Source organism: Streptomyces sp. NEAU-W12, from assembly GCF_026242095.1.
GTDB lineage: Bacteria > Actinomycetota > Actinomycetes > Streptomycetales > Streptomycetaceae > Streptomyces.
In genome coordinates, this window is the sequence record NZ_JAPJDM010000027.1 from 1 (window position 1) to 25,342 (window position 25,342).

Below are 25,342 nucleotides of genomic sequence, written 5' to 3' on the forward strand. Positions count from 1 at the left end.
CGCGGCGGCGGGTGGGATGGGGATCAGTGCCTGAGCGCGCGGTCCACCAGGGCCGCGGCGGCGCCGGTGTAGCCGGCCGGGTCGCACAGTTCGTCGAGTTCGCCCCTGGCCTCGGACGGCAGGCCCGGCAGACCGGCGAGCACGTCGGCCAGCGGGCGGCCGGTGCTGCCCGTCACCCGTGCGGCCTCGGCCGTCAGCCGTCCGGCCGCGGCCTTGCCCAGCAGCGGGGTCAGGCGGGCGGCCAGCCGCTCCGAGACGATCTGGCTGCCGGTCATGGCGAGGTTGGCCCGCATCCGTTCGGGCCTGACCTCGAGCCCTTCGGCGAGCTCGACCGCCGTGTGGGCCGCGCCGCCGGCCAGCCGCAGGCATTCGCGCAGCAGCTGCCACTCCGCGTGCCAGGCGCCGGCGGACCGTTCGTCCTCCGAGACCAGGCACTGGGTGAGCGCGGCGGCCAGGGCCGGCACCTGCAGGGCCGCGCTGCGCAGCAGGGTGGCGAGCACCGGGTTGCGCTTGTGCGGCATGGCGGAGGAGCCGCCGCGGCCGTCCGGGCCGGGCTCGGCGACCTCGCCGACCTCGGTGCGGACCAGCGACTGCACATCGACGGCGATCTTGCCGAGCGCGCCGGCCGTGAAGGCCAGCGCGGACGCCAGATCGGCGACGGGGGTGCGCAGCGCGTGCCAGGGCAGCACGGGCCGGGCGAGGCCGGTCTCGGCCGCGTACGCGTCGGCCAGCCGGTCGGTGTAGTCGCCCGGTTCGGGCGGCCGGCCGTCGTCACCGACGGCCGCGTACTCCAGATAGCCGGCCAGCGTGCCGGCCGCCCCGCCGAGCGAGACGGGCAGCCCGCCCTCGTGGACGCGGGCCAGGCGCGCCTCCGCGTCCAGGACCAGCTGCCGCCAGCCCGCCGCCCTCAGCCCGAACGTCGTCGGGACGGCGTGCAGGGCGAGGGTGCGGCCGACCGCCGGCGTGTCCCGGTGCCGGGCGGCGAGCTCCGCCAGGGCCCGCGCGCTGCGCGCGAGGTCGGCCCGGACGATGCCGAGGACCCGGTGGGCGACCAGCATGGTGCCGGTGTCGAGGACGTCCTGGCTGGTGGAGCCCCGGTGCACGTACTCGGCGGCGTCGGCGTCCTGTTCGGCCACCGCCGCGGTGAACGCCTTCACCAGGCCGACCACCGGGTTGGCGGTCTCCCGGGCGGCGAGCGCCAGCTCCCGCAGGTCGAACCGGGCGGCGTCGGCGGCCCGCGTGATGGCCCCGGCGGCCTCCTTCGGCACGGTGCCGAGCGATGCCTGCGCCCGGGCCAGGGCGGCCTCGGCGTCCAGCATGGCCTGCAGCCAGGCCCGGTCGCCGGTGGCCGCCTCGACGGGGGTGCCGGCCCTGACGGGCGAGAGCAGCCCGGCGTCCGTGAGTCCGTCGGAGGCCGGGGTCACACGACCACCCCGACGAGATCGCTGCCGGCGCCCACCGGACGCACCCCGGCGGGCACGTGGGCCACCGGCGGCAGGGCCAGCACCGAGCGGGCGATCGCGTCGGAGTCGCCGAGCGTCACCGAGTCGACGCCGGGCCGGATACCGGCCGCGGTCACCCAGTGCACGGACTCCGTGGGCACGCCGTAGGCGAAGCACCGCGGGTGGACGCGGCCCCGGCCGTCGAGCAGCCGGTAGGGGCGCTCGGTGACCGCGAGTCCGCCGGTCTCGTAGCTGGTGCCGCCCGCGCCCGCGATCCGGAACGGTGTCGCCTGGTCGGTGTCGAGCAGGTGCTGCAGCAGGGGGTCCTCGGTGCGGCGCAGGTCCGGCTCGGGCAGCCGGGCCTCGATGAGCGCGGTGGCACACACCGGCTCGCCCGGCACCGCCGTCGACGTCGCGATGTACACCTGGGCGGTGGTGTCGATGCGGACCTGCGTGCCCGGGCCGGTCAGGGTCAGCACGCCCGCCTCGATCAGCGCCGTCATCTCCTCGATGCGGGAGGACGGCGGGCCGATCGACAGGAACGCGTTGAGCGGCGTGTACCAGCCCTCCAGGTCGTCGCGGTGCGAGTTGCCCTCCAGGCCGCCGTGGTCGACCGCGAGCCGGATCTCGTTGCGCAGGTCGCGCAGCACGTCCAGGGCGGCCTTGAGCGGACCGCTGACATTGCCCTTGCGGGACTCCTCGACGTCGCGCCGCAGGTATCCGAGCAGCCAGCCGGTGAAGTCCTCGCGGTCGGTGAACTCCCGCTCGCCGTAGGGCCGCGACAGGCGCTCCCAGTCCCAGCGCTCCCCGGCCGGGATGCCGTGGGCGTCGAGGAGCGCGGACGGGTCGGCGTCCGGCTCCAGGGCGAACAGCCGGTCGGTGAACTCCTCCCGGCGCTCCCCGTCACCGCGCTCGCTCAGCAGCGCGCCGTAGTAGACGCCCTCCACCTCGCGGGAGATCAGCGGCCACAGGTCCTCGCCGAAGTTGACCGGCCGGCCGGCGGCGGAGCGCTCCTGGAGCGTCGCGATGTACTCGGCGGTCAGCAGGCGGGGGAAGTAGCGGCCGGTGGCGCCCTTCTCGTTCTCGCCACGCGCGTGGTACGGGATGCCGCGCCGGGAGAAGGCGTACAGCTTCGGCTCGTTGCCCGAGGGGCGGTAGACGAGCCCGCCGCCCGGCGCGCGCTCGAAGCGGCCGCCGCGGCCCAGCGTGAACAGGGCCATGTGGTCGAAGAAGTTCAGGCCCAGCCCGCGCAGCAGGACGTTCTGCCCCGGCCGTATGCCCGTCAGGTCCAGGTCGGCCGGGTTGGCCGGGGTGATGTAGGTGAGGTGGTGGATGCGCGCGAGGCTCGCGGTGCGCGCCTCGCGCGCCGACAGCCGGGCCGGGACGTGTCCCTGGGCCATCACGATGGCGTCCAGCTCGTTGAGCCGGGTGCCGTCCTCCAGGCGGATGCCCTGCGGGCCGCCGGACACGCCGTACGTGTCGGCGGCGGCGACGGCGCGTGAACGGTGGACCCGGACCTCGACGTGGGCGGGCGCGGACCGCACGATGCGCTCGAAGCAGTCCTGGAGGTAGCGGCCGTAGAAGGCGCGCGTGGGGTAGGAGTCGGGGCCCAGGCGCCGGGCCTCGTCGAGGACGGTGGCGTCGGGCCCGGCCGGGTCGCCGCACAGGACCAGGGCCTGCGCCCACTCGTGGAGGCTGGGGCCGGACTCGATCGGACCGTCGATCCGGGCGCTGTCGTCGGTGAAGACGGTGATCTGGGACGCCACCGTGTTCATCAGCAGGTGCTGCGACTGCTCGGTGCGCCACACCGTGCCGGCGCCGGGCGCCGAGGGGTCGACGACGTGGACCGTGACCGCGCTGTGCGCCGGGGTGCGGCGCTCGTTGGCCAGCAGCCGTTCCAGCACCGACAGCCCGCGAGGGCCGGCACCAATGACGCAGACCTCGAGGGTGCTGCTCATGCGGATACTCCGTTTCTGGGCAGGGGACGACGGGCGGCCGGAGAGGGGGAGGGGACCGGCCGCCCGTCGCAGGACGGCGGGAGGGCACCACGGCCCGGTACCGGGGGCGGGGCACGGAGCCCGAAGCCCGGTGGGCCGGGGCAGCCGAGCCCGGGGAGCCGACGGTGTGCGGGGCCGCCGGAGTGGACGTCGCGGGCGTGCGGGGCGGGGATCCGGGGGCGGACCGGGCCGCCGGGCGGAAGCCGGTGGCGGTGGGCCGGGCGGGCGCGGAGCCCGCGCGCGGTGCGCCGGTCGGGCTCCGGCCCGGCCCGCCGGGGGTGTCACTCGCCGGCACCGGCTCCCAGCAGGCGGGCCAGCTCCAGGCGCTTGATCTTGGTGGTGGCGGTCTGCGGGAGGTCCTCCAGCCGCCACTGGACGGGATCGCCCAGCGCCGGCAGATCGACCACCGCGCTCTTCCACGCCATCTCGTCCAGCGGTGCGTCGCCGCGCGTGCACACCACCGGCACCGCGCGCCCGTCCGGGCCGGAGATGATGATCACCTCGACCAGTTCCGGCAGGCGGGTGAACAGCTTGTCCTCGATCTCGAGCGTGGACTGCACCCCGGGGATCTCGTCGACCTCGCGGTCCAGCAGGTGCAGGCAGCCGAACCGGGTGCGGTAGCCGAGGTCGCCCATGCGCCACCAGCCGTCGTTGACCTGCTTCTGCCAGCGCTGGTGCTCACCGAGGTAGGTGACGATCCGGCCGTCGGTCCTGACCTCGATGAAGCCGGGGTTCTCCTTGGAGACCGGCGCGCCGTTGCGGCTGATCACGCGGACCCCGGTCATGCCCACGAACGGCACTCCGACACAGCGGCCGTTGAAGTCGGCGCCGTCCTTGAGCGAGTAGGTGCGCGCGGCGATCGGACCGACCTCGCTCTGCCCGTAGGCCTGGGCGAAGCGCCGGCCCCTGCGGCGGGAGGCCTTCAGCATGGTGTTGACGGTGCGCGGGTGGATGGCGTCGAAGGTGGAGGAGAAGTACTTCACGTTCGCCAGCGGCCCGCGCGGGTCGTCCGCCAGTTCCTCCCAGCGCAGGAAGGTGTTGGGGTGGGCCTCGATGAAACCGGGGGGGATCTGCGCGAACAGTTCGCCCACGGTCCGCGGCTCGTCGTCCCTGAGGACGATCAGCGGGTGGCCCTGGAGGATCGAGATGGGCATCGCCGTGAACATCCGCGAGTGCACGAACGACACGTGGACCGCGACGGGCTCGCGGCGGCGCACGGTGGCGCCCACGACGGCGGCCTGCGGCCGGTAGCGGGACTGGAAGCTCATGCCGGTGTGCACGGCCAGCTTCGGGGTGCCGGTGGTGCCGGAGGTGTGGGTGATGAGCGTGGGGTGGTCGATGGGCATGCTCACCGCGGGCACCCGCTCGACGCCGGCCAGCGAGGCGAACGAGGTCGCTCCCTCGTGCTCGCCGGAGGTCAGCAGCACCGTGCGGGACAGGCCGAAGACCTCACCGGGCAGGTGGTGCTCGAGCTTGTCCTGGTCGGTGACGAGGAACGGCTGCCCGACCCGGCGCAGCAGTTCGGCGACCGTCGCGCCGTCCAGTTTCGACGACAGCAGCACCGGGACGGCTCCGGTGCGGGCGATGGCGCAGGCGAGGAGGGAGATGTCGAAGCCGTCGCTCTTGTGCACCACGACGTGGTCCCCCGGGCGCACCTTGACGGACCAGAGCCGCGAGGCGAAGTCGTCGACCAGGTCGGCCAGTTCGGTCAGCGTCACGCGTCGGCCGAGGCCGGGGGCGATGTCCAGGTCGTGGTCGAGGATCACGAAATTCGCCGGATGCCTGGCCGCCGCTCTGTCGAACAGCGTGCCAAGCCTGATTCCCTTGCTTCCTATTCGCTGGAGAAACATGTAACCGATCTCTCGTCCATGGCTGCGGATTCCTGAAGGGGGGTGCCGAATTGCGGATCTGACGGCCTGCCGGTGCGGGTGATGCGGCGCGTGTGGCCTCAGTTCTTCTCGACGACGTCCTTGATACGGGCCAGGGTGGCGTCGAGGTCCTGCCCGAGCTTGGCGGTCCATTCGGCGACGAACCGCTTGCGGGCGTCCTCGTCGAGGTCTTCGACGATCTTGTGGATTCCGGCGGTGGCCCTGCCCATCCGGAAGTGGTGGACGAGCCAGGAGGCGTCGTCGCCGGCGTCCTCGACGTCGAAGCCCCAGATCGACTCCTGGTCGTCGCGGGCGTGGGTGAGCATCATCCAGCGGAAGGTCCGGCCGGGCTCGGCGGCCACCACGCGGGCCTCGGTGTACCAGGTGCCGCGCACCAGCGGCGCCCAGCCGACCACGTCCTCGCTGCGCAGGTTCTCACCGCGGAAGACCGACCCGACCGCCGAGGGCTCTCCCTCGATCCACTCGCCGCCCATGCACTCCGGGCTCCACTCCTTGCTGCGGGCCAGGTCGCTGACCACGGAATAGATCTCCGCCGGCGTCGCGGAAACGCGAATGCGGGCGTTGAGTTCGAAGAGCGGGGAATTGTTGATGACGGATTCCGTGTTCGCTGTCATGGCGGCAATCCTGCGACCCGCGCGGAACCGGAGCAATCAAGCCGTTCGGGGTCCGTCAAGTTCCATTCCGGCCCGCAGTCGGGAATGCGGCCGGGCGATTGTCTCCCTTCGGGAGAAGCGTGAAGGGCGCCTCGGCGGCGGCCCCGGCGCCCTCACCGGCAGCGGATCGCGTACGGCCCTGGACCCCGACCGCGTGCACCGGCCCGACCGTACGCACCGGCCCGGGCGCCGTCCGCCTGCCTCAGCCGCGCACGCGCAGGACGAGCTTGCCCCGCACCTTCCCGCCGTCCAGGAGGCGATGGGCCTCGGCCGCCTCGCTCAGCGGCAGTACCTCGGTGGTGCGCGGGCGCAACAGCCCCGACGCGAGAAGCCCGTTGATGCCGCGGGCCGCGTCGGCGAGCTGGGCGGTGTCGGCGTGCGAGATGGCGAAGCCGTGCACGGAACGGTCCCGCAGGTACAGCGGCCCCACGGGCAGCACCGGGCGGGTGCGCAGCCCGGCCAGCAGCACGATCCGGCCCCGGCCGGCCAGCAGGTCCACCGCGGTGTCGAGGTCGTTGCCGCCGGAGGTGTCGACATGGACGTCCACGCCGTCCGGCGCGGCGGCCCGGATCAGCCCGGCGACGTCGGCCGAGCGGTAGTCCACGACGTGGTGCGCCCCCAGGGACCGTACGTACGGCTCGTCGCGGCCGGAGGCGACGGCGATCACCCGGGCGCCCGCCCGGACCGCCATCACGACGGCCGCGCTGCCCACGTTGCCGCCGGCGCCGAGCACGGCGACGGTCTCGCCGGCACGCAGCCGTCCGTGCGTGAACAGCGCCAGGTGCGCGGTCGCGGCGGGGTGGGCCAGTGCCACGGCGTTCACCGGGCCCACGCCGTCGGGCAGGTGGTAGAGCCGGTCCACGGGAACGACCGCCTGCTCGGCCGCGGCGCCCTGACGGCCGTCGTGGCCCAGGCTGTTGCACCACACCCGGTCGCCGGGCCGGAAGCCGGCCGCGGCCGGACCGGCCGCGGCCACCGTGCCGACCAGGTCACGGCCGATGACGAAGGGGAACTCGACCGGGGTGCGCCAGGCCCCCGAGCGGACGAAGGTGTCCACGTGGTTGACGGCGCTCACCTCGATGTCGACCAGCACGTCGTGCGGGCCGGGCACGGGCGGGGGCAGCTCACCGTGACGGATGACGTCGGGGGAGCCGAGCTGGGTTATGTAAGCGGCACGCATGGTCGCCGAGTCTGGCACCGTCCCCGGCCCGCGCGGCAGAGCCGGCGGTGATCGCGGGACACGGTCCGTCAGGTCGGCCCACGGGTGTGTCAACTCGGGCTCCGTGAAAGTCCGTTGCGCCTCTACGATTCCCGCCGTGTCCTACGTACTGACCGATGTGGTACCCGGCGACTGGCGGATGACCGCGCACGTACGGCCGCTGATACGTGTGCTGAGGCCCGCGCTGACCGAGGAGGAGTTCGACCGGTTCGTCCCCGAGGCGCACGCGCAGGGCCTGGTGTTCACCGTCGCGCACGACGTCCACGGCCACTGCGCCGCGGTCGCCACGCACCGCGTCCTGGCGACCAGCCGCGGCCGGATCCTCTTCGTCGACGACCTCGTCACCCGTCCCGACCGCCGTTCGGCGGGCATCGCGACGGCCCTGATCACCCACCTGACCGAACGGGCCCGCTCCTCCGGCTGCCACCGCGTCGAACTCGACTCCGGCACCACCAACGTCACCGCCCACCGCTTCTACCACGCCCGCCGGATGACCATCGCGGCCCTCCACTTCACCCTGCCGGTCGCGGGCGAGGCGTGAGGCGGCCCCTCCCCCGCCCTGCCAAGGCCTTGACCGGTCCTGGGCAGGTCCTTGGCCGGGCCTTGGCCGGTCCCGTCGAGCGTGTGGGGACCCGTCGTCGAAGGAGGACACGACCGTGCCCGCAGCAGAGCCCGTCCCCACTCCCGTCGACCTCTGGTTCGACCCGGTGTGCCCCTGGGCGTGGATGACCTCCCGGTGGCTGCTGGAGGTTGCCGGACACCGCCCCCTCGACATCCGGTGGCGCGTCATGAGTCTGGCCGTCCTGAACGAGGGCCGCGAGGACCTGCCCGAGCGCTACCGCCGGCTGCTGACCGAGGGGTGGGGGCCGGTACGGGTGGTGATCGCCGCGGCGCAGAAGCACGGCGACGACGTCACCGGTCGCCTCTACACCGCGCTGGGCACCCGCATCCACCAGCAGGGGCTCGGCCCGAGCCGGGAGGCGATCGCGGGGGCGCTCGAGGAGGCGGGCCTCGCACCGGGCCTGATCGACCACGCCGACCAGGACACCTACGACCGTGAGCTGCGGGCCTCCCACCAGGAGGGCATCGACCGGGTCGGACAGGAGGTCGGCACACCGGTGATCGCCCTGCCGGGCCCCGACGGCACTCGGACGGCCTTCTTCGGCCCGGTCGTCACCCCCGCCCCGCGCGGCCGGGCGGCGCTGGACCTGTGGGACGCCCTGCTGCTCCTGGCCTCCGGCCCCGGATTCTGCGAACTCAAGCGCTCCCGCCCCCACGGCCCGGTCTTCGACTGACGCCCGGCCGGCCCGCGTCGCCCGACCCCGTAGCGACGACGCGGGCCCTCACGCGCCCCGGCCTCCCACCGCCGGAACGCGAGTCCTCACCACCGCGGGTGGGCGGTCCACCCGCGGCCGGCGCCACCGTCCGGCGCGCAAAGGCGCGGGCAGGTGGCGGCAGCGATGCCGCAAGCCCTCCCACCGCCGCGGACGCGACGTCCTCCGCTCGCGCCCGACGGCCGTCGTGGCAGCGATGCCGCAAGCCGCTCGTCCGCGGCCCCGCACCCCCGGGCCGCCCCGGCCGTCGCCCGCTTCGCACGACCGGGCCGGCGGCCCGGGCACCCGCGGGGCGACCGTGCCGAGGGCAGCGAAGAACACGGACCGGTCCACACCGGCCCCGGCCGGCGCCGGTGTGGACCGGCGGCGAGCCGATCACCGCCGTCACGGCGAGGCCCGGGCCGAGGGCGCCGAGACGGCTCGGCTTCCGGCCTTCGGGGGAGGCACGGCGGCGCCCCGGCCGTCAGGCCCGCGTCGCGCGGGGTACGCGGTGGGGCCGGCGTGTCCACGGCCCGGGCACCGCCGCCCCGGCTGATCAGCCCGGCCACCGACGCCGCGCCCGTTCCGGGGAGGAGACCGTCACCAGTGCGAGAAAGGCCGCGCGGCGGACCGCGCACAGCGCGCCCGCTACGGTGCGGGTGCCGCGGCGTCCCGCCGCACGGACACCGGGCGTGCCACCCGACCAGGACATGGCTGCCGACGTGCCGGGCACGACACCGATCCGTGCGGCGGCCGGATCCGTCACGGTCGGCCCCCGGCCGTCGCGTCGAACCCCGGTACCAGCCGGATGCCCAGTGCCCGCTCCACCTGCCGGGTGACGGAGCGGGCCGCGGTCCGGTCGCCGGCGGCCACCATGAAGCTGGCCAGGTGCAGGGAGCGCTGCCGGCTGACCCGCTGGCCGGGTGTGAAGCGGGGGGAGACGTAGACGAGTTCGGGAAAGGCGCGCAGTACCGCCTCGACGGGGGTCTGTGTGGCCACCCGCCAGTTGCCCGCCGGGATCGGCAGGTACCGCAGCAGGGCGACCCGGGTGAACTCCGGCAGCCCGGTGGGCTGCAGGCCGAGCGCGGCACGGCCGATCTCGGCGGCGTAGTCGTAGCCGGCCGCCACCTTGAACATGGTGGGCAGCGGGCCGCCGGCGCGCGCGTTGACCTCGATGACGAGCGGCCCGTCGGCGGTCAGCGCGATCTCGGTGTGCACCGCGCCCGAGACCAGCCCGACCGCCCTGATCGCCCGGTCGGCGACGTCGACGACGGCTGCCCGGGTGGCCTGGTCCAGCCGGCTGGGCAGCAGGACGCCCTCCTCGGCGTAGCCGTGCTCCAGGGGCAGCCGGTCGGAGACCGCCAGGTGGTGGGCGGTGCCGTCGGCCAGCAGCGACTCCACGCTGCAGTAGGCCGCGTAACCGCTGTCACCGTCCTTCTCCAGCGCCATGCGCTGCTCCAGCAGATACGCCTCGTCGGACTGGAGGAAGGCGGTCCTCTCGGCGCGCGCGGCGGTGAAGGCGTGGATCAGTTCGGCGTACGTGGACACCAGCCGGACGTTCTGGCTGCCCGCGCCCAGCGAGGGCTTGAACACACCGGGCAGCCCCACACGGGCGGCGGCCGCCGCGAAGTCCCGCTCACTGGTGATGATCTCGAACTCGGGCGAGGGCACATCGCGTTCGGCGAAGGCCAGGCGCTGGAGCGCCTTGGACTGGGCGACGGCCACCGCGTCGGGCGGGTTGCCGGGCAGGCCCAGACGGGAGGCGATCTCCGCCTGCGGGCGCAGCAGCAGTTCGGAGTAGGTCACCACCCCGTCCAGCGGCAGCCGGCCGTGCAGGGCGGCGGCGGCCAGGACTGCCGCGTCCAGGTCGGCTGCTTCCACGAACTCGCCGCGCAGAGCGCGCCGTTCCCAGTCCGCGCGGACCGGCTCGGAGGAGCGCCAGGCGGTGACGTACACGACGCTGACGGCTTCGGTCAGCGTCGACAGGGAGTCGAGGGCCTCGCCGGTGGCGTGGCCGCCGATCCCGGCGAGGAGCAGAACGTGGGGGGAGCCCATGGTGGTGAGGCCTTTCGTCCGATGGCGGGGAGGGTCAGAAGGACGCGCTGCGCGCAAGGACAGGAGTGCGCCGGCCGGGAGGGTCCGGCATCCGGCCGCCGGTCGGGAGGCCGGAGGGCTCTCCGGGGACCGGACCGGACCGGCCGCGGTGGCGGCCCCACGGGCGGGTACGGCCCGGCCGTCCGGCGAGGCCGTCGCGCTTCCCACGACCGTGCCGAACCCGAACCCGAACCCGTGGACGGGCGTCGTCTCCACCGGGACCGTGTGCCCGCCGCTCGGCTCCCTGGCCCGGTCCTGCTGTCGGGTCAGCGTCCGCCGGGCCGGCCGGGTTCCTCAAGGAAGCCGGGACGAATGGGTCAAGTGGCCCACGCGCGGCCCGCGTCGACGCGGGCAGGGGTCCGCCGTCAACACGGTGGAGGCGAATGCCGGAAGTTGCCGGATTTCGTGTCGTCCGCTGGCCCTCCGGAAATCCGCCCGTCTACGTTCGAGGTTCGGCGGACCCCGTGCCTCAGACATTCGAGAAGCCGGGACGCCCCGTGACCGAGCCGGACGAGGAGAGGACGAGACGGCGTGCGACCCAGTGACCTTCCGGCCCGCGGGCCGGGCCACCTCGCCCTCCCCACCCGGGTGGGGTCCGCCCCGCGCCGTCGACGAGGACCCGCGCAGCCGCCGCGCCGTGGCCGCCGCCGCGGGCCGCGGACCAGTGGGCCCGTGCCCTTGACCACCGGCACACCGGCCGGTCACCCCGCCCACCGGCGGACCTCACCGGCTCCCGCGCCCACCGGTACGGCCGGGAACGCGACGCGTGGGGCACCGGCAGCAGCGCCCGGGCGCCCCGCTTCCCCTGTGCCCGGACGCCTGGCCGGCACCGGCCCGGGCCCCGCACGGCGCACGCACGCCCGCACGGCGCCCGGTGACCGACCGGCACCTCCCGCACCAGGGCCACCGGCTCACGTACCTGCTGCTCTCCTTCCGCAGGACCGACGGACGACCCGCCGCCCGTGAAGGGACGGAACATGCTCAAGGAAATCGACCTGGAACGGCCCGGCGGCCGGGAACACCTGCGCGGCGCACTGCGCGACGGGTTCTTCCTCGTCCGCAACACCGTCCCCGAGAGCCTGCTGGACGAGGCGTGCGCCTTTCTGCACGCCTTCTTCGCCCTGGCCCCCGACGCCAAGACCACCTGCCGGGTGGCGGGAAGCAACGGCCAGGCCGGCTACACCCCGCCCCTGCCGGAGCGCACCGGGGCGGGCACCGTGCCGGACTGGAAGGAGCTCTTCCACTGGGGAGCGCCGCTGCCCGCACGGCACCCGCTGCGCATGCGCTACCCGGCCCGCTATCCCGACCCGTACTTCCCCGACCACCTGGTGCCCGGCATCGGCTCCGCGCTGCGTGAACTGCACGCCCGCCTGGCGCGCTTCCAGCACGACGTCGTACGCACCCTCGCCGACGCCCTCGGCGCCCACCCCGACTACTTCACCGACATGCTGGAGGACGGCCCCGTCGTCAACCGGGCCACCTGGCACCCGCCGATGGACCAGGCACCCTCCGCACGCCAGGTGTGGGCGGCGGAGCACCAGGACTTCGACCTGATCACCGCCCTGCCCAGGGCGACCGCGTCCGGCCTGGAAGTCCTGGTCGACGGTGAGTGGCTGGCCGTCGACGCGCCGCCCGGCTACGCCGTGGTCAACGTCGGCACGGCCCTCGCCCGCCTCACCAACGGCTTCGCCCGCGCCGCTGTCCACCGGGTCATGGCCCAGCCGGGCCAGAGCGGAGGCCGCCTGTCCATCCTCCAGTTCTGCCACCCGGCCCCCTGGACCACCCTCACCCCCCTGCGCGTCGCGGACGCCGAACCGGCCCCCCAGCGCTTCGCCACCCTCACCGCGGACGAACTCTTCCAGCGCAGCGTGTACGGCATCAACCACCTGACCGCACCACCGCTCCGCACCCCGGCCCGCTGACCCCCGCGGCACCGGTGGAGCCGCGCCCGCGCCCGCGCCGGCGACGACGTGACGCCGGACCACGGCGTCACCCCCGGCCTGCGCGGCCGACAGCGGCACCGGCACCGGCACCGGGCGCAGATGACGCATTCCGCCCCGGTCCCGCCGTTTCTCCCCCGTCCTCCCGGATGCTGCACCTCACCCCCACCCCGCACTGCCCGCCCGCCCCGCGCGCATCCGCCTCCGGCCCCGTCCCGGACACAACGGAGAGTGATCCACATGCTCAGCAGACGCTCCCTCATACGGGTCTCGGCCGGCTCCACCGCGGCTGCCGCCCTCACCGCCACCACCGGCGGTCTCGTCCTCGCCGCCGGTACCGCGGTGTCCTGGAGCACCCTGCGGCAGCGTCTCACCGGCCGCCTCGTCCTGCCCGACGACGTCGGCTACGACACCGCCCGGCAGCTCCAGCTCGCCCAGTTCGACGCCGTCCACCCGCAGGCCGTCGCCTACTGCGCCACCGACGCCGACGTCGCCACCTGCATCCGCTTCGCCCAGGACAACGGCCTGGCCACCGCCGTCCGCAGCGGCGGCCACAGCGCCGCCGGCTACTCCACGAGCCCCGGCCTCGTCATCGACGTCTCCCGCCTCAACAGGGTCCGCGTCGGCGGCTCCACCGTCCACCTCGGCGCCGGCAGCCAGGGCGTCGACGTCCTCGACGCCCTCGCCCCGTACGGCATCCAGGTCGCCGGCGGCACGTGCCCCACCGTCGCCATGGGCGGCTGGATCCAGGGCGGCGGCCTGGGCTACGCCTCCCGCGCCTACGGCATGGGCTCCGACCTCCTCGTCTCCGCCCGCGTCGTCCTCGCCGACGGCCGCACCGTACGGGCCTCCGCCACCCGCGACGCCGACCTGTTCTGGGCGCTGCGCGGAGGCGGCGGCGGAAACTTCGGCATCGTCACCGCCTACGAGGTGCGGCCCGTACGGATCCCCGTCCTGACCCTCTTCAACCTCAACTTCCGCTTCACCGACGCCGTCCAGGTGATCCTCGCCTGGCAGGACTGGATGGCGTCCGCGCCCCGCGAACTCGCCTGCGAGCTGATGTTCCTGCACTCCACCGACGCCCCCGCCGGCACCGAACCCCACGTCGTCCTCACCGGCGGCTACCACGGTGCCCGGAGCGACTGCGACCGCCTCCTGGACCGGCTCACCACCGCGGTCGGCCACCCCGGCACCAGCCGCACCAGCAGCGAACTCCCCTACACGCAGGCGATGATGCGGGTGTACGGCTGCGGCGCCCAAACCGTCGGCGAGTGCCACCGCGTCGGCTTCACCCCCGAGGCCCAGCTCCCCCGCGACTCCCACACCACCCAGCGCAACCTGTTCTTCGCCAGGCCCTGGACCCCCGCCGCCGCCCGGGCCGCCCTGGACGCGTTCACCGCCGACCCCGCCCCCGGCCAGTTCCGCTTCCTCGGCCTGTTCCCCTACGGCGGCCGCATCAACGAGGTGTCCCCCACCGCCACCGCGTTCGTCCACCGCGACGCGGTGCTCAACGCCGGCTACGCCGTCACCCTGCCCACCCCCGACCCCGCCCCGGGCGACCGCGACCGGGCCCAGGCCTGGGCGAACAAGGCGTACACCACCATGGACACCCACTCGAGCCACCGCTCGTACCAGAACTACATGGACCCGGCCCTCACCACCTGGCGCGAGGCCTACTACGGCGACAACTACGCCCGCCTGCGGGCCGTCAAGCACACCTACGACCCCCACCGCTTCTTCCGCTTCGCCCAGGCCGTCGACTGACCCGCCACGCCCCCGCCGCGGCCCCTCCGCCCCGCTTCCGACCGAAGGACCCACCGTGACCCGCACCGGCGACCGCATACGCGACGTCATCATCATCGGTTCCGGCCCCGCCGGGTACACCGCAGCCCTCTACACCGCCCGCGCCCAGTTGTCCCCGCTCGTCTTCGCCGGCTCCCTCCTCGTCGGCGGCGCCCTCTCCACCACCACGGAGGTGGAGAACTTCCCCGGCTTCCCCGAGGGCGTCATGGGCCCCGACCTGATGGACCGCATGCGCGCACAGTCCGAACGGTTCGCCGCCGAGATCGTCGACGACGACATCACCGCGGTGGACCTCACCGGTGACATCAAGACCGTCACCGACTCCACCGGCACCGAGCACCACGCCCGCACCGTGATCGTCGCCACCGGCTCACAGCACCGCACACTGGGCCTCCCCCTCGAGGACGCCCTCTCCGGCCGCGGTGTCTCCTCCTGCGCCACCTGCGACGGCTTCTTCTTCAAGGGCCGGGACATCGCGGTCGTGGGCGGCGGCGACACGGCGATGGAGGAGGCCACCTTCCTCACCCGCTTCGCCCGGTCGGTGACGATCGTCCACCGACGCGACACCCTGCGCGCCTCCAAGGTCATGCAGGAACGTGCCTTCGCCCACCCGGACATCTCCTTCGCCTGGAACAGCGAGGTCACCGAGATCCACGGCGAGGACCGCCTCACCTCCCTGACCCTGCGCGACACCGTCACCGGCGAACACCGCCCCCTGGCGGTCACGGGCCTCTTCGTCGCCATCGGCCACGACCCCCGCACCGACCTGTTCAAGGGCCAACTGCACCTCGACGACGCCGGCTACATCACGGTCGAGTCCCCCTCCACCCGCACCGGTGTCCCCGGCGTCTTCGCCGCGGGCGACGCGGTCGACCACACCTACCGCCAGGCCGTCACGGCCGCCGCCACAGGCTGCGCGGCGGCCCTGGACGCGGAGCGCCACCTGGCGGACCACTCCAGGATCAGCCTCTGCTGAACCCCACCCGGACCGACGGCGATGCACCTGCCCGAAAGCTCCCACCGAACGGTTCCACCGAACGGTTCCGCCGGACGGTCAGAAGCCCAGAAGCTCCAGTCGCAGGGACCACCACCGGTATGACCCGGGTCTGTACGGCTGTGTCCAAGGCTTCTGCGCAGTGAGGCGTGCCTGCCACCCGAGCGGCAGCTGTCCGTGGCCTGGCCCGTGCAGATGGGCCAGGACGGTGTCGTGGTGCGGCGGACCACGGGTCACGCGCTCCGGTGCGAGCCCGCTGGCGGTCTTCGCGGGCGCCGCCCTCCACAAGGCGCCCTGCTGAGGCGGGGCGGACCTCCGGTCCGGCGGAACCAGCGTCCCCCGCCTGCGGGTTCCGGTGCCTCGATCAGCTGCACCACCCGAAGGGACGCCATGTGCAGATGCCGCGCGGCACTGACGGCACCACGCGTCAGGTGCGCCCTGCTCGCCGCGTCGGACGCGGCAGACGCCGCGGTCCGGAGAACGCCGACGACACCCGGCGGGGTGAACCGGACGGGGGAGCGGCACTTATCACGGCGTGATAATCCGGCCCGCGGCACGGCAGCCCGCCGGACCGGGCCCGATGACAGATCAACGGCCCATCGGCACCTCTCCCGCTCCTTCCCGGGTGATGACGTCAGGTGACACCCCGGTGACCCGTTGTCAGTGGCCGCTGCCATCATGAGCCGTCGTACGGGGAGTGGTGACGAGGGGGAGGCCTGCATGCCTTGGGTGCGGTCGTACGTACGCTCCGACGGGACACGGGTTCGCGGGCATTCGCGGTGGGCTCCGGGGGCACGACGGGAGGTGACCGTCTTCGGGGCGGTGGCGTTGGCCGTCGTCGCGTTCGGCAACGGAAGTTCCTCCGGACCGGGTGAGGGGGGCCCGCGCCCGCAGTCGACGGTGCAGTATCCGGTCCGGTTCGACGACGTTGCCCCGGCGCGGGTGCGGGAGCCGCAGCCCACGGTGTCGTACCCGATCCGGTGGGAGCGGTGACCCGGCGGCGGCCGCCGGTACGGCGGCGCACGCGACGGCCCGGCAGGAAACAGCAGCAGAGGGACGCCCAGCTGATCGCCTTCGCCGTGGCGGCGGCCGCCGCCGTCGGCCTGGCGGTGACGGTGGTCAACTGGCTGCTGGCGCACTGGTGGGTGCTCGTCGTGCTCCTGGTGCTCGCCGTGCCGGTGGGCGCCGGCTGGCTCCACCACCGGCGGCAGAGGGCCCGCCGGGAGGCCGTACGGGCGCAGGGTCTGCGCTACGGGCTGGCCCGGCTGGACGCGCTGCACCACACCCGGTTCGAGGACGCGGTGCGGGACCTGATGCGCCGGGACGGCTGTCAGGACGCCCTGCGGGTCGGCGGGCGAGGCGACCTGGGCGCGGACGTGAAGGCCACGGATCCGTTCGGACGGCGCTGGGTGATCCAGTGCAAGCACCGCCGTGACGGGGCGGGCGGGGCGGCGGTGGGCACGCCGGACCTCCAGGTGCTCAACGGAACGGCTCGGCAGGTCCACGGGGCGGACATCGCGGTGATCGTGACCAACGGCCGGGTCACCGCCCCGGCCGTGGCCTTCGCCAAGGAGCAGCGCCTCCACGTCGTGGACCGACAGACCCTGGCCGTCTGGGCGTCGGGCTCACGCCCCCTGTGGGAACTGCTGCGCGCGGTGCCGCCCCCGCGCCGCCCGACGTCGTTGAGCTGAGAGGCCCGGCCGCCCCCTGCCCGCCGCACCGGGCCGCGGCCCGGTGCGCCCGGACTGCCCCGGCACTACTCCGTGTCAGCGGCGGGCAGCACGGCCAGGGCCCCGGCGAGCTGGCGTACGGTCACCGAGCCGCTCTCGGGCAGGCCGGCCTCCAGCCAGGCCCGGCGGGCGGACTCTTTGTCACCCTCGGCTGCCGCCAGCACGTTCTCCTTCGCACCGTGCTCGTGGACGGGATCGGTGTCCGGGCCGAAGTCGGTGAGGTGGACGACGGTACGCACCTGCAGCTTGGCATTGGAGGCCATCTGCTCGTTGAGGCGGTACACCCGCAGCCGGTGACCCACCAGCGTCCGGGCCCGCTCGATCATCGCTCGCCCGGCGTCCGTGTCCCCACGGTCGGTGCGCAGGTGCTCCAGCTCGCCGGAGGTGTTCCTGACGACCAACAGGCCGCGCGTACTCGTGGCCTCGATCCGCACGGTGAGCAGGGTCGCCGTGAACTGCTTCGCCGCGTCCAGCCGTTGCAGCTCAAGACCGACGCTGTCCGCGAGGGTGTAGAGGTGGATGGCCCGGCCCCGGACCCGCTCGCTCCAGGCAGCTTCTTCTCCGGGCGGACAGGGACCGACCGCGCGAGCGGCCGCAAGGGTCAGTTCGAGGTCGCGGGGGTTCACACGCCCATTGTCCCCTCCTGACCGACAGCACAGCCCTGAACCTCCGCGACCACCCAGTACCGGCACCCTGCGTCCCCGCGCACGATGACGTGTGGCCGGAGCACCGCACCCGCCCCACTGATACCCGCACCCGTCCCACCGGCCGCGACCGACACAGCGGCGGGGCACGTTTCCCGTCCTGCACAAGCCACAACCCCGGTGCTCCTCGACGCGAACGGTGCACGCCACGACGATACGGATGCGCGTCGAGGAGTGCCGGGGGCAGCGGGGTCCAGGGGCCGGCGAAGGCCCCTGGTACCACCGGCCCTCAGCAGCGAAGTGGTGCGCCCCGGAGGTGGAGCAGATGACATCGAGGACAAGCTCGAGGATGGTGCGCAAAGACGGACCCGCGCCTTATAGAGAAGAGAGCGGCTCACGTTTCCGCAGGTCAGAGGGTGTGACAGGCCCTCAGAACATGACTCCCAGGTCATGTTCGGCGTCCGGAAATTGTGCCGGGAGTCAAGTTGCCCCGTATGCATTGCGACCTGGATGCGCAATCTCGCGACAGGTGTCGGAGCCCCCGTCAACTTGACTCCGGAGTCAAGTTCGAGGCCCCCAACGCGCAGATAGGTCGCGTCGTTGCTATCTATATGCGCGATCACTACTGTGCCGTGCGTCTAGGTTTCGATCTTGAGGAGCACGTAGCGCCATGTCCGCACAGCCTCAGGGGGACCCTCGCCGGGTCCCCGGCTCGTCCCCACCTCGTGCCCCGAGTCCCAGCAGTCCGTACGCGAGCACGCTCGGTCCGCGGCAGAACCTCGTCGAGCTGCCGGCCGGTCACACGGCAGAGGTCAAGCCCCCTGTCACCGCCGGTGACTTCGTCGGTAAGTACTTCTCTCAGGACAGCCTGGAGTTCCTGCGCTGGGCGGCCAGGTACTTCAGGGACGACAACGTGACCCTCTGCGTGCTGCTCTACATGATGGGAAGCCAGGAAGTGGGAGGGGCCGTCGAGCTCAGGCAGACCGAGATCGCTGCCGAGCTGGCCATGGACCCTGCCCAGGTGTCACGGGCCCAGTCCAAGCTGAAGAGGCTGGGGCTGGCCTACTCTCCCAAGAAGGGGTCGATCCAGCTCCAGCCGGCAGTGACCCTTCGCGGAGGCTACCGACTGGTCGACCGGCCCGTCCGCGGGTCGGTGGCCAAGAGTGTGAAGGTCCAGGTGGAACAGCTGAGCCTTCTCAACGAGCTCGTGCTCGATCCAGACGTCCCGGCAGAGTTCAGGGGTATGGCTCTCCCGGGTGCGAAACTGCCCGACCCGTCATCGAGGACGCGCAAGCGTAAGCGTACGGAGAAGAAGCCGGAGGCGTGAGGATGAGGACTGCAGCGTCTGCGAACCCGGAGCCGCCGGAGCTGACCTACGGCACCTTCAACGGTTTCGCCTACATGCCCGCCATGCCGGGGATCGCCTACCGCGTGCTCTTCCGGCTGCTGGGGACCCAGGAGCCAGGAGGGCGCTGCCTGGTCACTGAAGAGGAGCTGGCCGAGGCTCTGGACGTGCACCGCTCCATGGTCGGACGGGGTCTGCAGGCCCTGATCCTGGCCAAGCTGGTGTTCCGCCAGGCCAAGGGCATCTACTTCCTCAACCCGATGATCAGTGGCGCGCGCAGTGTCACCGAGCACTTGGAGGCCATCGGGTCCCTCGATCCCGCGGACCGTCTCGACGTCGACGACTACCAGGAGCGTTACGAGGACTCCGTCGCCCAGGCGGAGAGGGAGAAGAAGGAGAAGCGCCTGGGACGCGGCAGTGCGTCCGGCCGGCCGAAGCCCGCCAAGGCCGCCGTCCCCGAGGGGGCCGCAGACGTACTGAGCCTCTCGACAGCCCGTGACCGTTCGCGGCGGAGGCCGTCCCGTCCGTGACACGACCGGCACACCATTGAGGCCCCCGCCGAAGCGGGGGCCTCAATGTGTCCAGGTTTCGGAAGTCAGCCTACCGTCCGGCTCGTGTCCGCACCACGGGAGGTCGGGACGCCGGCGTCATACCGGCGCCTCCGACTGGAACAGGTGACAGGGGCGAGGCACGGGCAGGGCGTCGCGGAGGACGCCGTCGGGCATGCCGCCTGACGCGGGGGCGGAGAGGTCCGGCTCCAGACGGGCCGCCACTTCGCAGGGCGCTGGGGGCCGGTCCCCGGAACGCGGTCGTCCCGGACGGCAATTATCACGGCGTGATAATCCCGGCAGGGGAGCTCTCCGGGTGAAACGGCGTCAGAACCCACAAAGTGGTTGTCGTGACACCTTTGAAGGTCAGTATGCTGACGTCATGGCTTCTCCTTACCCCGATGGAGACCGGGAAAAGGTAGCGTCCAAGCTGCCCTCGGCGCTCCAGCAAGCACTCAAGGTCCGCGCCGCCGAGCTCAGCCTGGACATCCAGGACGCCGTCGAGGCGGCCATCAACGACTGGCGCGGCAGCACGAGCGCCGGCGCCGAAGTGGACACCGCCGGTGCGAAGTCGTTCTCCACATGGCTTCCGCCCGGACTGTACGAGCAGTTCAAGGAGACCTGTACCGACCGCGGCTTCTCCTACACCCAGGGCCTCGCCCAGTCGGTCCGTGGCTGGCTCGACGCGAACCCCTCCCCCGGGCACGGCGCCCGCGGCACCGATCCCGAGCGGAAGATCGTCGGCAACCAGAAGGGCGGTGTCGGCAAGACCGCCATCTCCGCCGGCATCGGCGAGGCCTACGCCGAGGCGGGCAAACGCGTCCTCGTCGTCGACTTCGACCCGCAGGGACACCTCAGCGAACAGCTCGGAGTCCCCCAGATCGAGCCCAACCACGACAGCCTGGTCTCCCACATGTGCGGTGAAGGCAGGGGAGATCTGCGGGACCTGGTCGTGGAGATAGACGATCCGCGGTTCGGGAAGCGGCTGCATGTCCTGCCGGCCTGCTTCGACGGGTTCCTCCTCGACGCGAAGATCGCCGTCGTGGCGACGCAGAAGCGCGGCTTCCAGAAGGAAGCGGCCCTCGAGTTGGCCCTGCGCCCCCTCGAAGCCGACTACGACGTCATCATCGTCGACTGCCCGCCCAGCCTCGGTATCGCCATGGACGCCGCCCTCTACTACGGGCGCCGGCGCCGCGGTGAACCCGCCGGCCTCTCCGGCGTCGTCATTCCCGTACTCGCCGAGGACTCCTCCGCCACCGCCTACGGCATGCTCGCCCAGCAGATCGAGGACCTCTGCGAGGACCTCTCCCTGGAGATGGACTACCTCGGCCTGGTCGTCAACCTGTACGACTCCCGCCGTGGTTACGTCGCCACCTCCTCCCTGGACAACTGGAAGTCGCTCGGCGACCCGAAGGTCCTCGCCGTCATCGGCGACCTGAAGGAGCAGCGCGAAGCGGTCCGCAAGCGCATGCCGCTGCTGTCCTACGCGCCCCACAGTGATCAGGCCGAAGCCATGCGGCAAGTAGCGAGGGGAGCAACCCGTTGAGCAAGGCGGACACCCTGGGATCGGCACCCGCGTTCGGCGCGGCCCGCGGCGCACGGTCCTCCCGACGCAACCTCATCGACCAGACCATCGCCGGCGAGGAGTCGACCGCGGCAGCCATCACCGAGCTGCCGGTCACCCTCATCAGCGACAACCCCGACAACCCGCGCAACCACCTGCGCAACCTCGACGAGACGGTACAGAGCGTCCGCGAGGTCGGCATCATCATCCCCATCGCCGTGGCCACGGTCGACGCCTACCTGCGCAACCGGCCGGACCGCGCCGACGACCTCGACGACGGGGCGCAGTACATCGTCGTCGACGGCCACCGCCGCCTCGAGGCCGCTCGCCGCGTCGGAATGGCCACCATCCCGGTCCGCGTCGACAACGGACGGGTCGCCACCGACGAGACGCTCCTCGAAGCCGCGTTCGTGGCGAACTACCACCGCGACGACATGACGGACCTCGAGGAGGCCCACGCCCTCAAGGCCCTGGTCGACCACTACGGCTCCCAGACCAAGGCGGCCAAGCGGCTGGGCATCCCGCAGAACACCATCTCCAGCAAGCTGTCCCTTCTGAAGCTCGCTCCCGAACTCCAGAAGGACCTGGTGACCGGGGCGCGGAAGGTCGAGCACGTCCGCAACCTGGGCAAGCTGCCCCCGGAAGAGCAGAGGGCCAAAGCCGACGAACGGGCGGAAGCGGCGCGCAGGAAGACAGACAGCCGGCCGCCGGAGGCCGTCGAGCGTTCAGCGGGCCCCGCCGATTATCACGGCGTGATAATCCCGGAGACGCCCACGACCCGGGCCGTTCCGCCGCCTCCCCCGTCCCCGCCCCTCCGGCCCGGTGCGGCTGCGCCGCCCGTCGAGCGCGAGCAGGCTTCCGAGTCCATCCCGGAACCGCGTACCAGCGGGGGAGACCTCGAACCGGAGAACGCGGAGGCAGCGCAGTCGGAGCAGTCGAAGCAGCCGAAGCGGCTCCCCTACGACGACGCCTTCTACTGCGTGCACCATCTCCACCAGAAGATGGAGCCCGAGACGTTCGTCCAAGGGGCCCGGATGTGGATGGACCTCCTGCGGGAGCAGCACCCGGACGAGTACAGGACCCTGCTGGCCGAGCTGGGAGCCCGATAGCAGACCCGACCAGCGGCCCCGCTCGCCTGCGCGTCGTGGGAGGGAGCGGGGCCGCGTCGGCTGCCACGAAGCGGGTGGCCGGAATGCGTGCGGGGCGGGGAACCACCGCACAGCTGAGCCGGGAAACCGCCCGCGCCATAGGCGATGGCATAGGCGAGGCCCGGTTGGGGCAGCCGGAGCCGGAGCCCCGTTCCCCTGTCCGCGGGCCAGGTGTGGTCACTCGATCAGGCAACGTGAGGGCGGGGGTGGCGAGGACGGGGTGGGTGCGGCCGGGCACTTGGGCCGTGCCGGGCCGCACCCGTGGTTACAGAGTGCGGGTCAGGCGGTCGGTGAGCAGCCGGGTGAAGCGGGTCGGGTCGGGCAGGTCGCCCCCTTCGGCGAGCAGCGCGCTGCCGTATACCAGTTCGGCGATCTCCGCCAGTGCGGGGTCGTCGGCGCCCGCGTCGTGTGCTGTGCGCAGGGCGGTGATCAGCGGGTGTGCGGGGTTGAGTTCCAGGATCCGCTTGACCGGGGGTATCTGCTGTCCCATCGCCCGGTACATCTTCTCCAGGGTCGGCGTCACGTCGTGGGCGTCGCCGACGATGCAGGCCGCCGAGGTCGTCAGGCGTGACGACAGGCGGACCTGCTTGACCTGCTCGGACAGGGCGGTGGTCAGCCACGCCAGCAGGGCTGCGAAGTCCTGCTCGCGCCGGGCCTTCTCGGCGTCGGTTTCCTGGTCGCCGTCGGCGGACTCGTCGAGATCGACCTGGCCCTTGGCGATGGACTGCAGACGGTGGCCGTCGAAGGCCGGGACCCGGTCCACCCACACCTCGTCGACGGGGTCGGTGAGGATCAGAACCTCGTACCCCTTGGCGGTGAAGGCTTCCATGTGCGGGGAGTTCTCCACCATCGCGCGGGTCTCGCCGGTCAGGTAGTAGATGGTGTCCTGGCCGTCCTTCATGCGCTCGACGTACTCGCGCAGCGTGGTGGTCTTCTCCGGGTCGTGCGTGGAGGCGGCCGACACCAGCTCCAGCAGGGCATCGGTGTTGTCCGTGTCCTCGACCAGGCCTTCCTTCAGCGCCCGGCCGAACTGCGCCCACACCTTCGCGTAGCGCTCGGCGTCCTTGGACTGCATGTCCTTGATGGCGCCGAGGACCTTCTTGACCAGGCGTCGGCGTACGCCGCCGATCTGCCGGTCGTGCTGGAGGATCTCGCGGGAGACGTTCAGCGACAGGTCGTGGGCGTCCACGACACCCTTGACGAAGCGCAGGTAGTGGGGCATGAGCGCTTCGCAGTCGTCCATGATGAACACTCGCTTGACGTACAGCTGCACACCGGGCTGGGTCTCGCGGGAGAACAGGTCGAAGGGCGCCTGCGAGGGGATGAACAGCAGCGCCTCGTACTCGAAGGTGCCTTCGGCGCGCATGTGGATCGTCTCGGCCGGGGGCAGCCAGTCGTGGCTGATCTGCTGGTAGAACTCGTTGTACTCGTCCTCGGTCACCTCGCTGCGTGGCCGGGCCCACAGCGCCTTCATCGAGTTGAGCGTGTCGGTGTCGCGGGTGGTGTCGCCCTCGGCGTCGGTGCGCTCGGTGGCCATCCGGATCGGCCAGCGGATGAAGTCCGAGTACTGCTTGACGATCTGACGGATCTTCGACTCGGACAGGTAGTCGGCGAGCCCGTCCTCGCTGTCGGCGGGCTTGAGGTGCAGGGTGACCGAGGTGCCCACGGGCAGGCCGTCGACGGCCTGGAGGTCGTAGGTGCCCTCGCCGTCGGACTCCCACTGGGTGCCGGAGTCGGTGCCGGCCCGCCGGGTGCGCAGGGTGACCTTGTCGGCGACCATGAACGCCGAGTAGAAGCCGACGCCGAACTGCCCGATCAGGCTCTCGGCGGTGGCGGCGTCCTGGGACTCCTTGATCTTCTCCAGCAGGCCGGCGGTGCCGGACTTGGCGATCGTGCCGATCAGCTCCACGAGATCGTCCCGGGTCATGCCGATCCCGTTGTCACGGACGGTCAGTGTGCGGGCGTCCTTGTCGACCTCCAACCAGATGTGCAGGTCGGTGGCGTCGGTCCCGGCGAGGCTGGAGTCGGTCAGCGACTCCAGCCGCAGCTTGTCCAAGGCGTCGGAGGCGTTCGAGATGAGCTCACGCAGGAAGATGTCCTTGTTCGAGTAGATCGAGTGAATCACCAGTCGGAGCAACTGGCGGGTCTCGGCCTGAAATTCCAGCGTCTCGACGCTGCTGCCCATGGGGGTCTCTTTCTGTGGGAACGTCATGAACGGACTTGGACTTGGACTCGGGCCGGGGCGGGCCGTCGCCCGCCGTCGGCGTGGTTCGGGGCGGCCCGGACCGCACCCGCATGATGTGACTCTGCGTGGTGGGAGTCAGTCATCGTCAGCGGCTGTCGTCGTGCGCCGGCCTTCGAGGGCGTCCAGGGATTCGACGAGGCCGGTGTGGCGGGCATCGAGGTAGGGGCGCATGCCGGCCAGGGGCGCGATGAGCTCGGCGGCGTCGGCGGCGCCAAGAGCGGCGTGCAGGGAGGCCTGGGCCGAGCGCGCTTCGGGCCCGAGGTGGGCGAGCGCGGTGATCTGTCCGGCGAGGCGGCGCAGGTCGGCGGCGTGGGCACGGGCCCAGGTGGCGGTGGCGCGTTCGGCGGCCCTGGCCTGGCGGGTGGCCGTCACGCGCTGCTCGCCGGTGGCGCCGCCGGTGTCGCGGCGGCCGCGCAGGTAGCGGCGTTCGGCGGCCTGGCGGCTGGCGACGCCGAGGGGGCCGGCGAGGTCGGCCCAGCTGGCGCCCGCGTCGCGGGCGGTTTCGATCAGGCCGGTCTCCCAGCCGGCGAGCTGCTCGCGCACCTGCCGCAGCAGCAGCAGGGAGGCCAGCGCCTGCTCGGGACCGGGCCCGGCCGCGTCGGGAGTCTCGTGCTGGGCATCGCGCAGCGCGTCGTCTATGGCGGCAAGGGCCGCCGCGGCGGCGAGGAAGGACGCCGGGCCGTGGGCGTCGGTACGGGGCGTGGACGGCTGGTCGGCTGCGGTCACGGGCACCTCCCTCGGACGGGTCATCGAGTCGATGACATCATGTTTGTC

The 25,342-nt window shown here is 72.7% G+C and carries 19 protein-coding genes; 10 read left to right on the forward strand and 9 right to left on the reverse strand.

Annotation, left to right across the window (positions count from 1 at the left end; translation table 11 throughout):
* Window positions 1-23: 23 nt before the first annotated feature.
* The 5 genes from pcaB to ORI94_RS28520 all read right to left on the reverse strand — a co-directional run bounded on the left by pcaB (window position 24) and on the right by ORI94_RS28520 (window position 7,161).
* Window positions 24-1,424, reverse strand: a complete 1,401-nt coding sequence (gene pcaB / locus ORI94_RS28500; RefSeq protein WP_266080984.1) for a 3-carboxy-cis,cis-muconate cycloisomerase — start codon at window positions 1,422-1,424, stop codon at window positions 24-26.
* Window positions 1,421-3,400 (reverse strand): FAD/NAD(P)-binding protein, encoded by a 1,980-nt coding sequence (locus ORI94_RS28505; protein WP_266080986.1) that lies wholly within the window; start codon window positions 3,398-3,400, stop codon window positions 1,421-1,423. Before ORI94_RS28505 ends, pcaB begins: the two co-directional genes overlap by 4 nt.
* A gap of 320 nt (window positions 3,401-3,720) precedes the next feature.
* A complete protein-coding gene (locus ORI94_RS28510; RefSeq protein WP_266080988.1) occupies window positions 3,721-5,289 on the reverse strand; it encodes a class I adenylate-forming enzyme family protein in 1,569 nt (522 codons plus the stop codon).
* A 98-nt stretch (window positions 5,290-5,387) separates the two neighbouring features.
* On the reverse strand, window positions 5,388-5,942 hold the full coding sequence (locus tag ORI94_RS28515; protein WP_266080990.1) for an SRPBCC family protein: 555 nt from the start codon (window positions 5,940-5,942) through the stop codon (window positions 5,388-5,390).
* 241 nt (window positions 5,943-6,183) lie between these two features.
* Window positions 6,184-7,161, reverse strand: a complete 978-nt coding sequence (locus ORI94_RS28520; RefSeq protein ID WP_266080993.1) for an NADPH:quinone reductase — start codon at window positions 7,159-7,161, stop codon at window positions 6,184-6,186.
* 136 nt (window positions 7,162-7,297) lie between these two features.
* On the opposite strand from ORI94_RS28520, the gene ORI94_RS28525 reads away from it, so the two are divergent.
* The gene (locus ORI94_RS28525; RefSeq protein ID WP_266080995.1) at window positions 7,298-7,741 is read left to right on the forward strand and encodes a GNAT family N-acetyltransferase; all 444 of its coding nucleotides are present in this window, start codon (window positions 7,298-7,300) and stop codon (window positions 7,739-7,741) included.
* A 115-nt stretch (window positions 7,742-7,856) separates the two neighbouring features.
* Window positions 7,857-8,495 carry a DsbA family protein gene (locus ORI94_RS28530; protein WP_416237918.1) on the forward strand — a complete coding sequence of 213 codons (639 nt, stop codon included), beginning with the start codon at window positions 7,857-7,859 and terminating at the stop codon, window positions 8,493-8,495.
* Window positions 8,496-9,275: 780 nt separating this feature from the next.
* On the opposite strand, the gene ORI94_RS28535 is transcribed toward ORI94_RS28530, so the two are convergent.
* Window positions 9,276-10,568, reverse strand: a complete 1,293-nt coding sequence (locus ORI94_RS28535; protein ID WP_266080997.1) for an ATP-grasp domain-containing protein — start codon at window positions 10,566-10,568, stop codon at window positions 9,276-9,278.
* A 1,016-nt stretch (window positions 10,569-11,584) separates the two neighbouring features.
* On the opposite strand from ORI94_RS28535, the gene ORI94_RS28540 reads away from it, so the two are divergent.
* The 4 genes from ORI94_RS28540 (at window position 11,585) to ORI94_RS28555 (ending at window position 17,035) form a co-directional block, all read left to right on the forward strand.
* Entirely contained in the window at window positions 11,585-12,529 is a 945-nt protein-coding gene (locus ORI94_RS28540) for an isopenicillin N synthase family dioxygenase (RefSeq protein ID WP_266080999.1), read from the forward strand.
* 258 nt (window positions 12,530-12,787) lie between these two features.
* Window positions 12,788-14,311, forward strand: a complete 1,524-nt coding sequence (locus tag ORI94_RS28545; protein WP_266081001.1) for an FAD-binding oxidoreductase — start codon at window positions 12,788-12,790, stop codon at window positions 14,309-14,311.
* Window positions 14,312-14,387: 76 nt separating this feature from the next.
* On the forward strand, window positions 14,388-15,326 hold the full coding sequence (gene trxB, locus ORI94_RS28550; RefSeq protein ID WP_266081163.1) for a thioredoxin-disulfide reductase: 939 nt from the start codon (window positions 14,388-14,390) through the stop codon (window positions 15,324-15,326).
* A gap of 1,007 nt (window positions 15,327-16,333) precedes the next feature.
* Window positions 16,334-17,035: a restriction endonuclease gene (locus ORI94_RS28555; RefSeq protein WP_266081003.1), complete on the forward strand. Its 702-nt coding sequence runs from the start codon at window positions 16,334-16,336 to the stop codon at window positions 17,033-17,035.
* A gap of 65 nt (window positions 17,036-17,100) precedes the next feature.
* Here the strand turns inward: ORI94_RS28555 and ORI94_RS28560 are convergent, their stop codons facing one another.
* A complete protein-coding gene (locus tag ORI94_RS28560; protein ID WP_266081006.1) occupies window positions 17,101-17,700 on the reverse strand; it encodes a hypothetical protein in 600 nt (199 codons plus the stop codon).
* A gap of 688 nt (window positions 17,701-18,388) precedes the next feature.
* On the opposite strand from ORI94_RS28560, the gene ORI94_RS28565 reads away from it, so the two are divergent.
* From ORI94_RS28565 to ORI94_RS28580, 4 genes are all read left to right on the forward strand, one after another.
* A complete protein-coding gene (locus tag ORI94_RS28565; RefSeq protein ID WP_266081008.1) occupies window positions 18,389-19,045 on the forward strand; it encodes a hypothetical protein in 657 nt (218 codons plus the stop codon).
* A 2-nt stretch (window positions 19,046-19,047) separates the two neighbouring features.
* Window positions 19,048-19,593: a hypothetical protein gene (locus ORI94_RS28570; protein WP_266081010.1), complete on the forward strand. Its 546-nt coding sequence runs from the start codon at window positions 19,048-19,050 to the stop codon at window positions 19,591-19,593.
* A 400-nt stretch (window positions 19,594-19,993) separates the two neighbouring features.
* Window positions 19,994-21,157, forward strand: coding sequence for a ParA family protein (locus ORI94_RS28575; protein ID WP_266081012.1), 1,164 nt, complete (start codon window positions 19,994-19,996; stop codon window positions 21,155-21,157).
* The gene (locus ORI94_RS28580; RefSeq protein ID WP_266081014.1) at window positions 21,154-22,284 is read left to right on the forward strand and encodes a ParB/RepB/Spo0J family partition protein; all 1,131 of its coding nucleotides are present in this window, start codon (window positions 21,154-21,156) and stop codon (window positions 22,282-22,284) included. Before ORI94_RS28575 ends, ORI94_RS28580 begins: the two co-directional genes overlap by 4 nt.
* Before the next feature lie 304 nt (window positions 22,285-22,588).
* On the opposite strand, the gene htpG is transcribed toward ORI94_RS28580, so the two are convergent.
* Window positions 22,589-24,508, reverse strand: coding sequence for a molecular chaperone HtpG (gene htpG / locus ORI94_RS28585; RefSeq protein ID WP_266081016.1), 1,920 nt, complete (start codon window positions 24,506-24,508; stop codon window positions 22,589-22,591).
* 135 nt (window positions 24,509-24,643) lie between these two features.
* A complete protein-coding gene (locus ORI94_RS28590) occupies window positions 24,644-25,294 on the reverse strand; it encodes a type III effector protein (protein ID WP_266081018.1) in 651 nt (216 codons plus the stop codon).
* Window positions 25,295-25,342 lie beyond the last annotated feature (48 nt).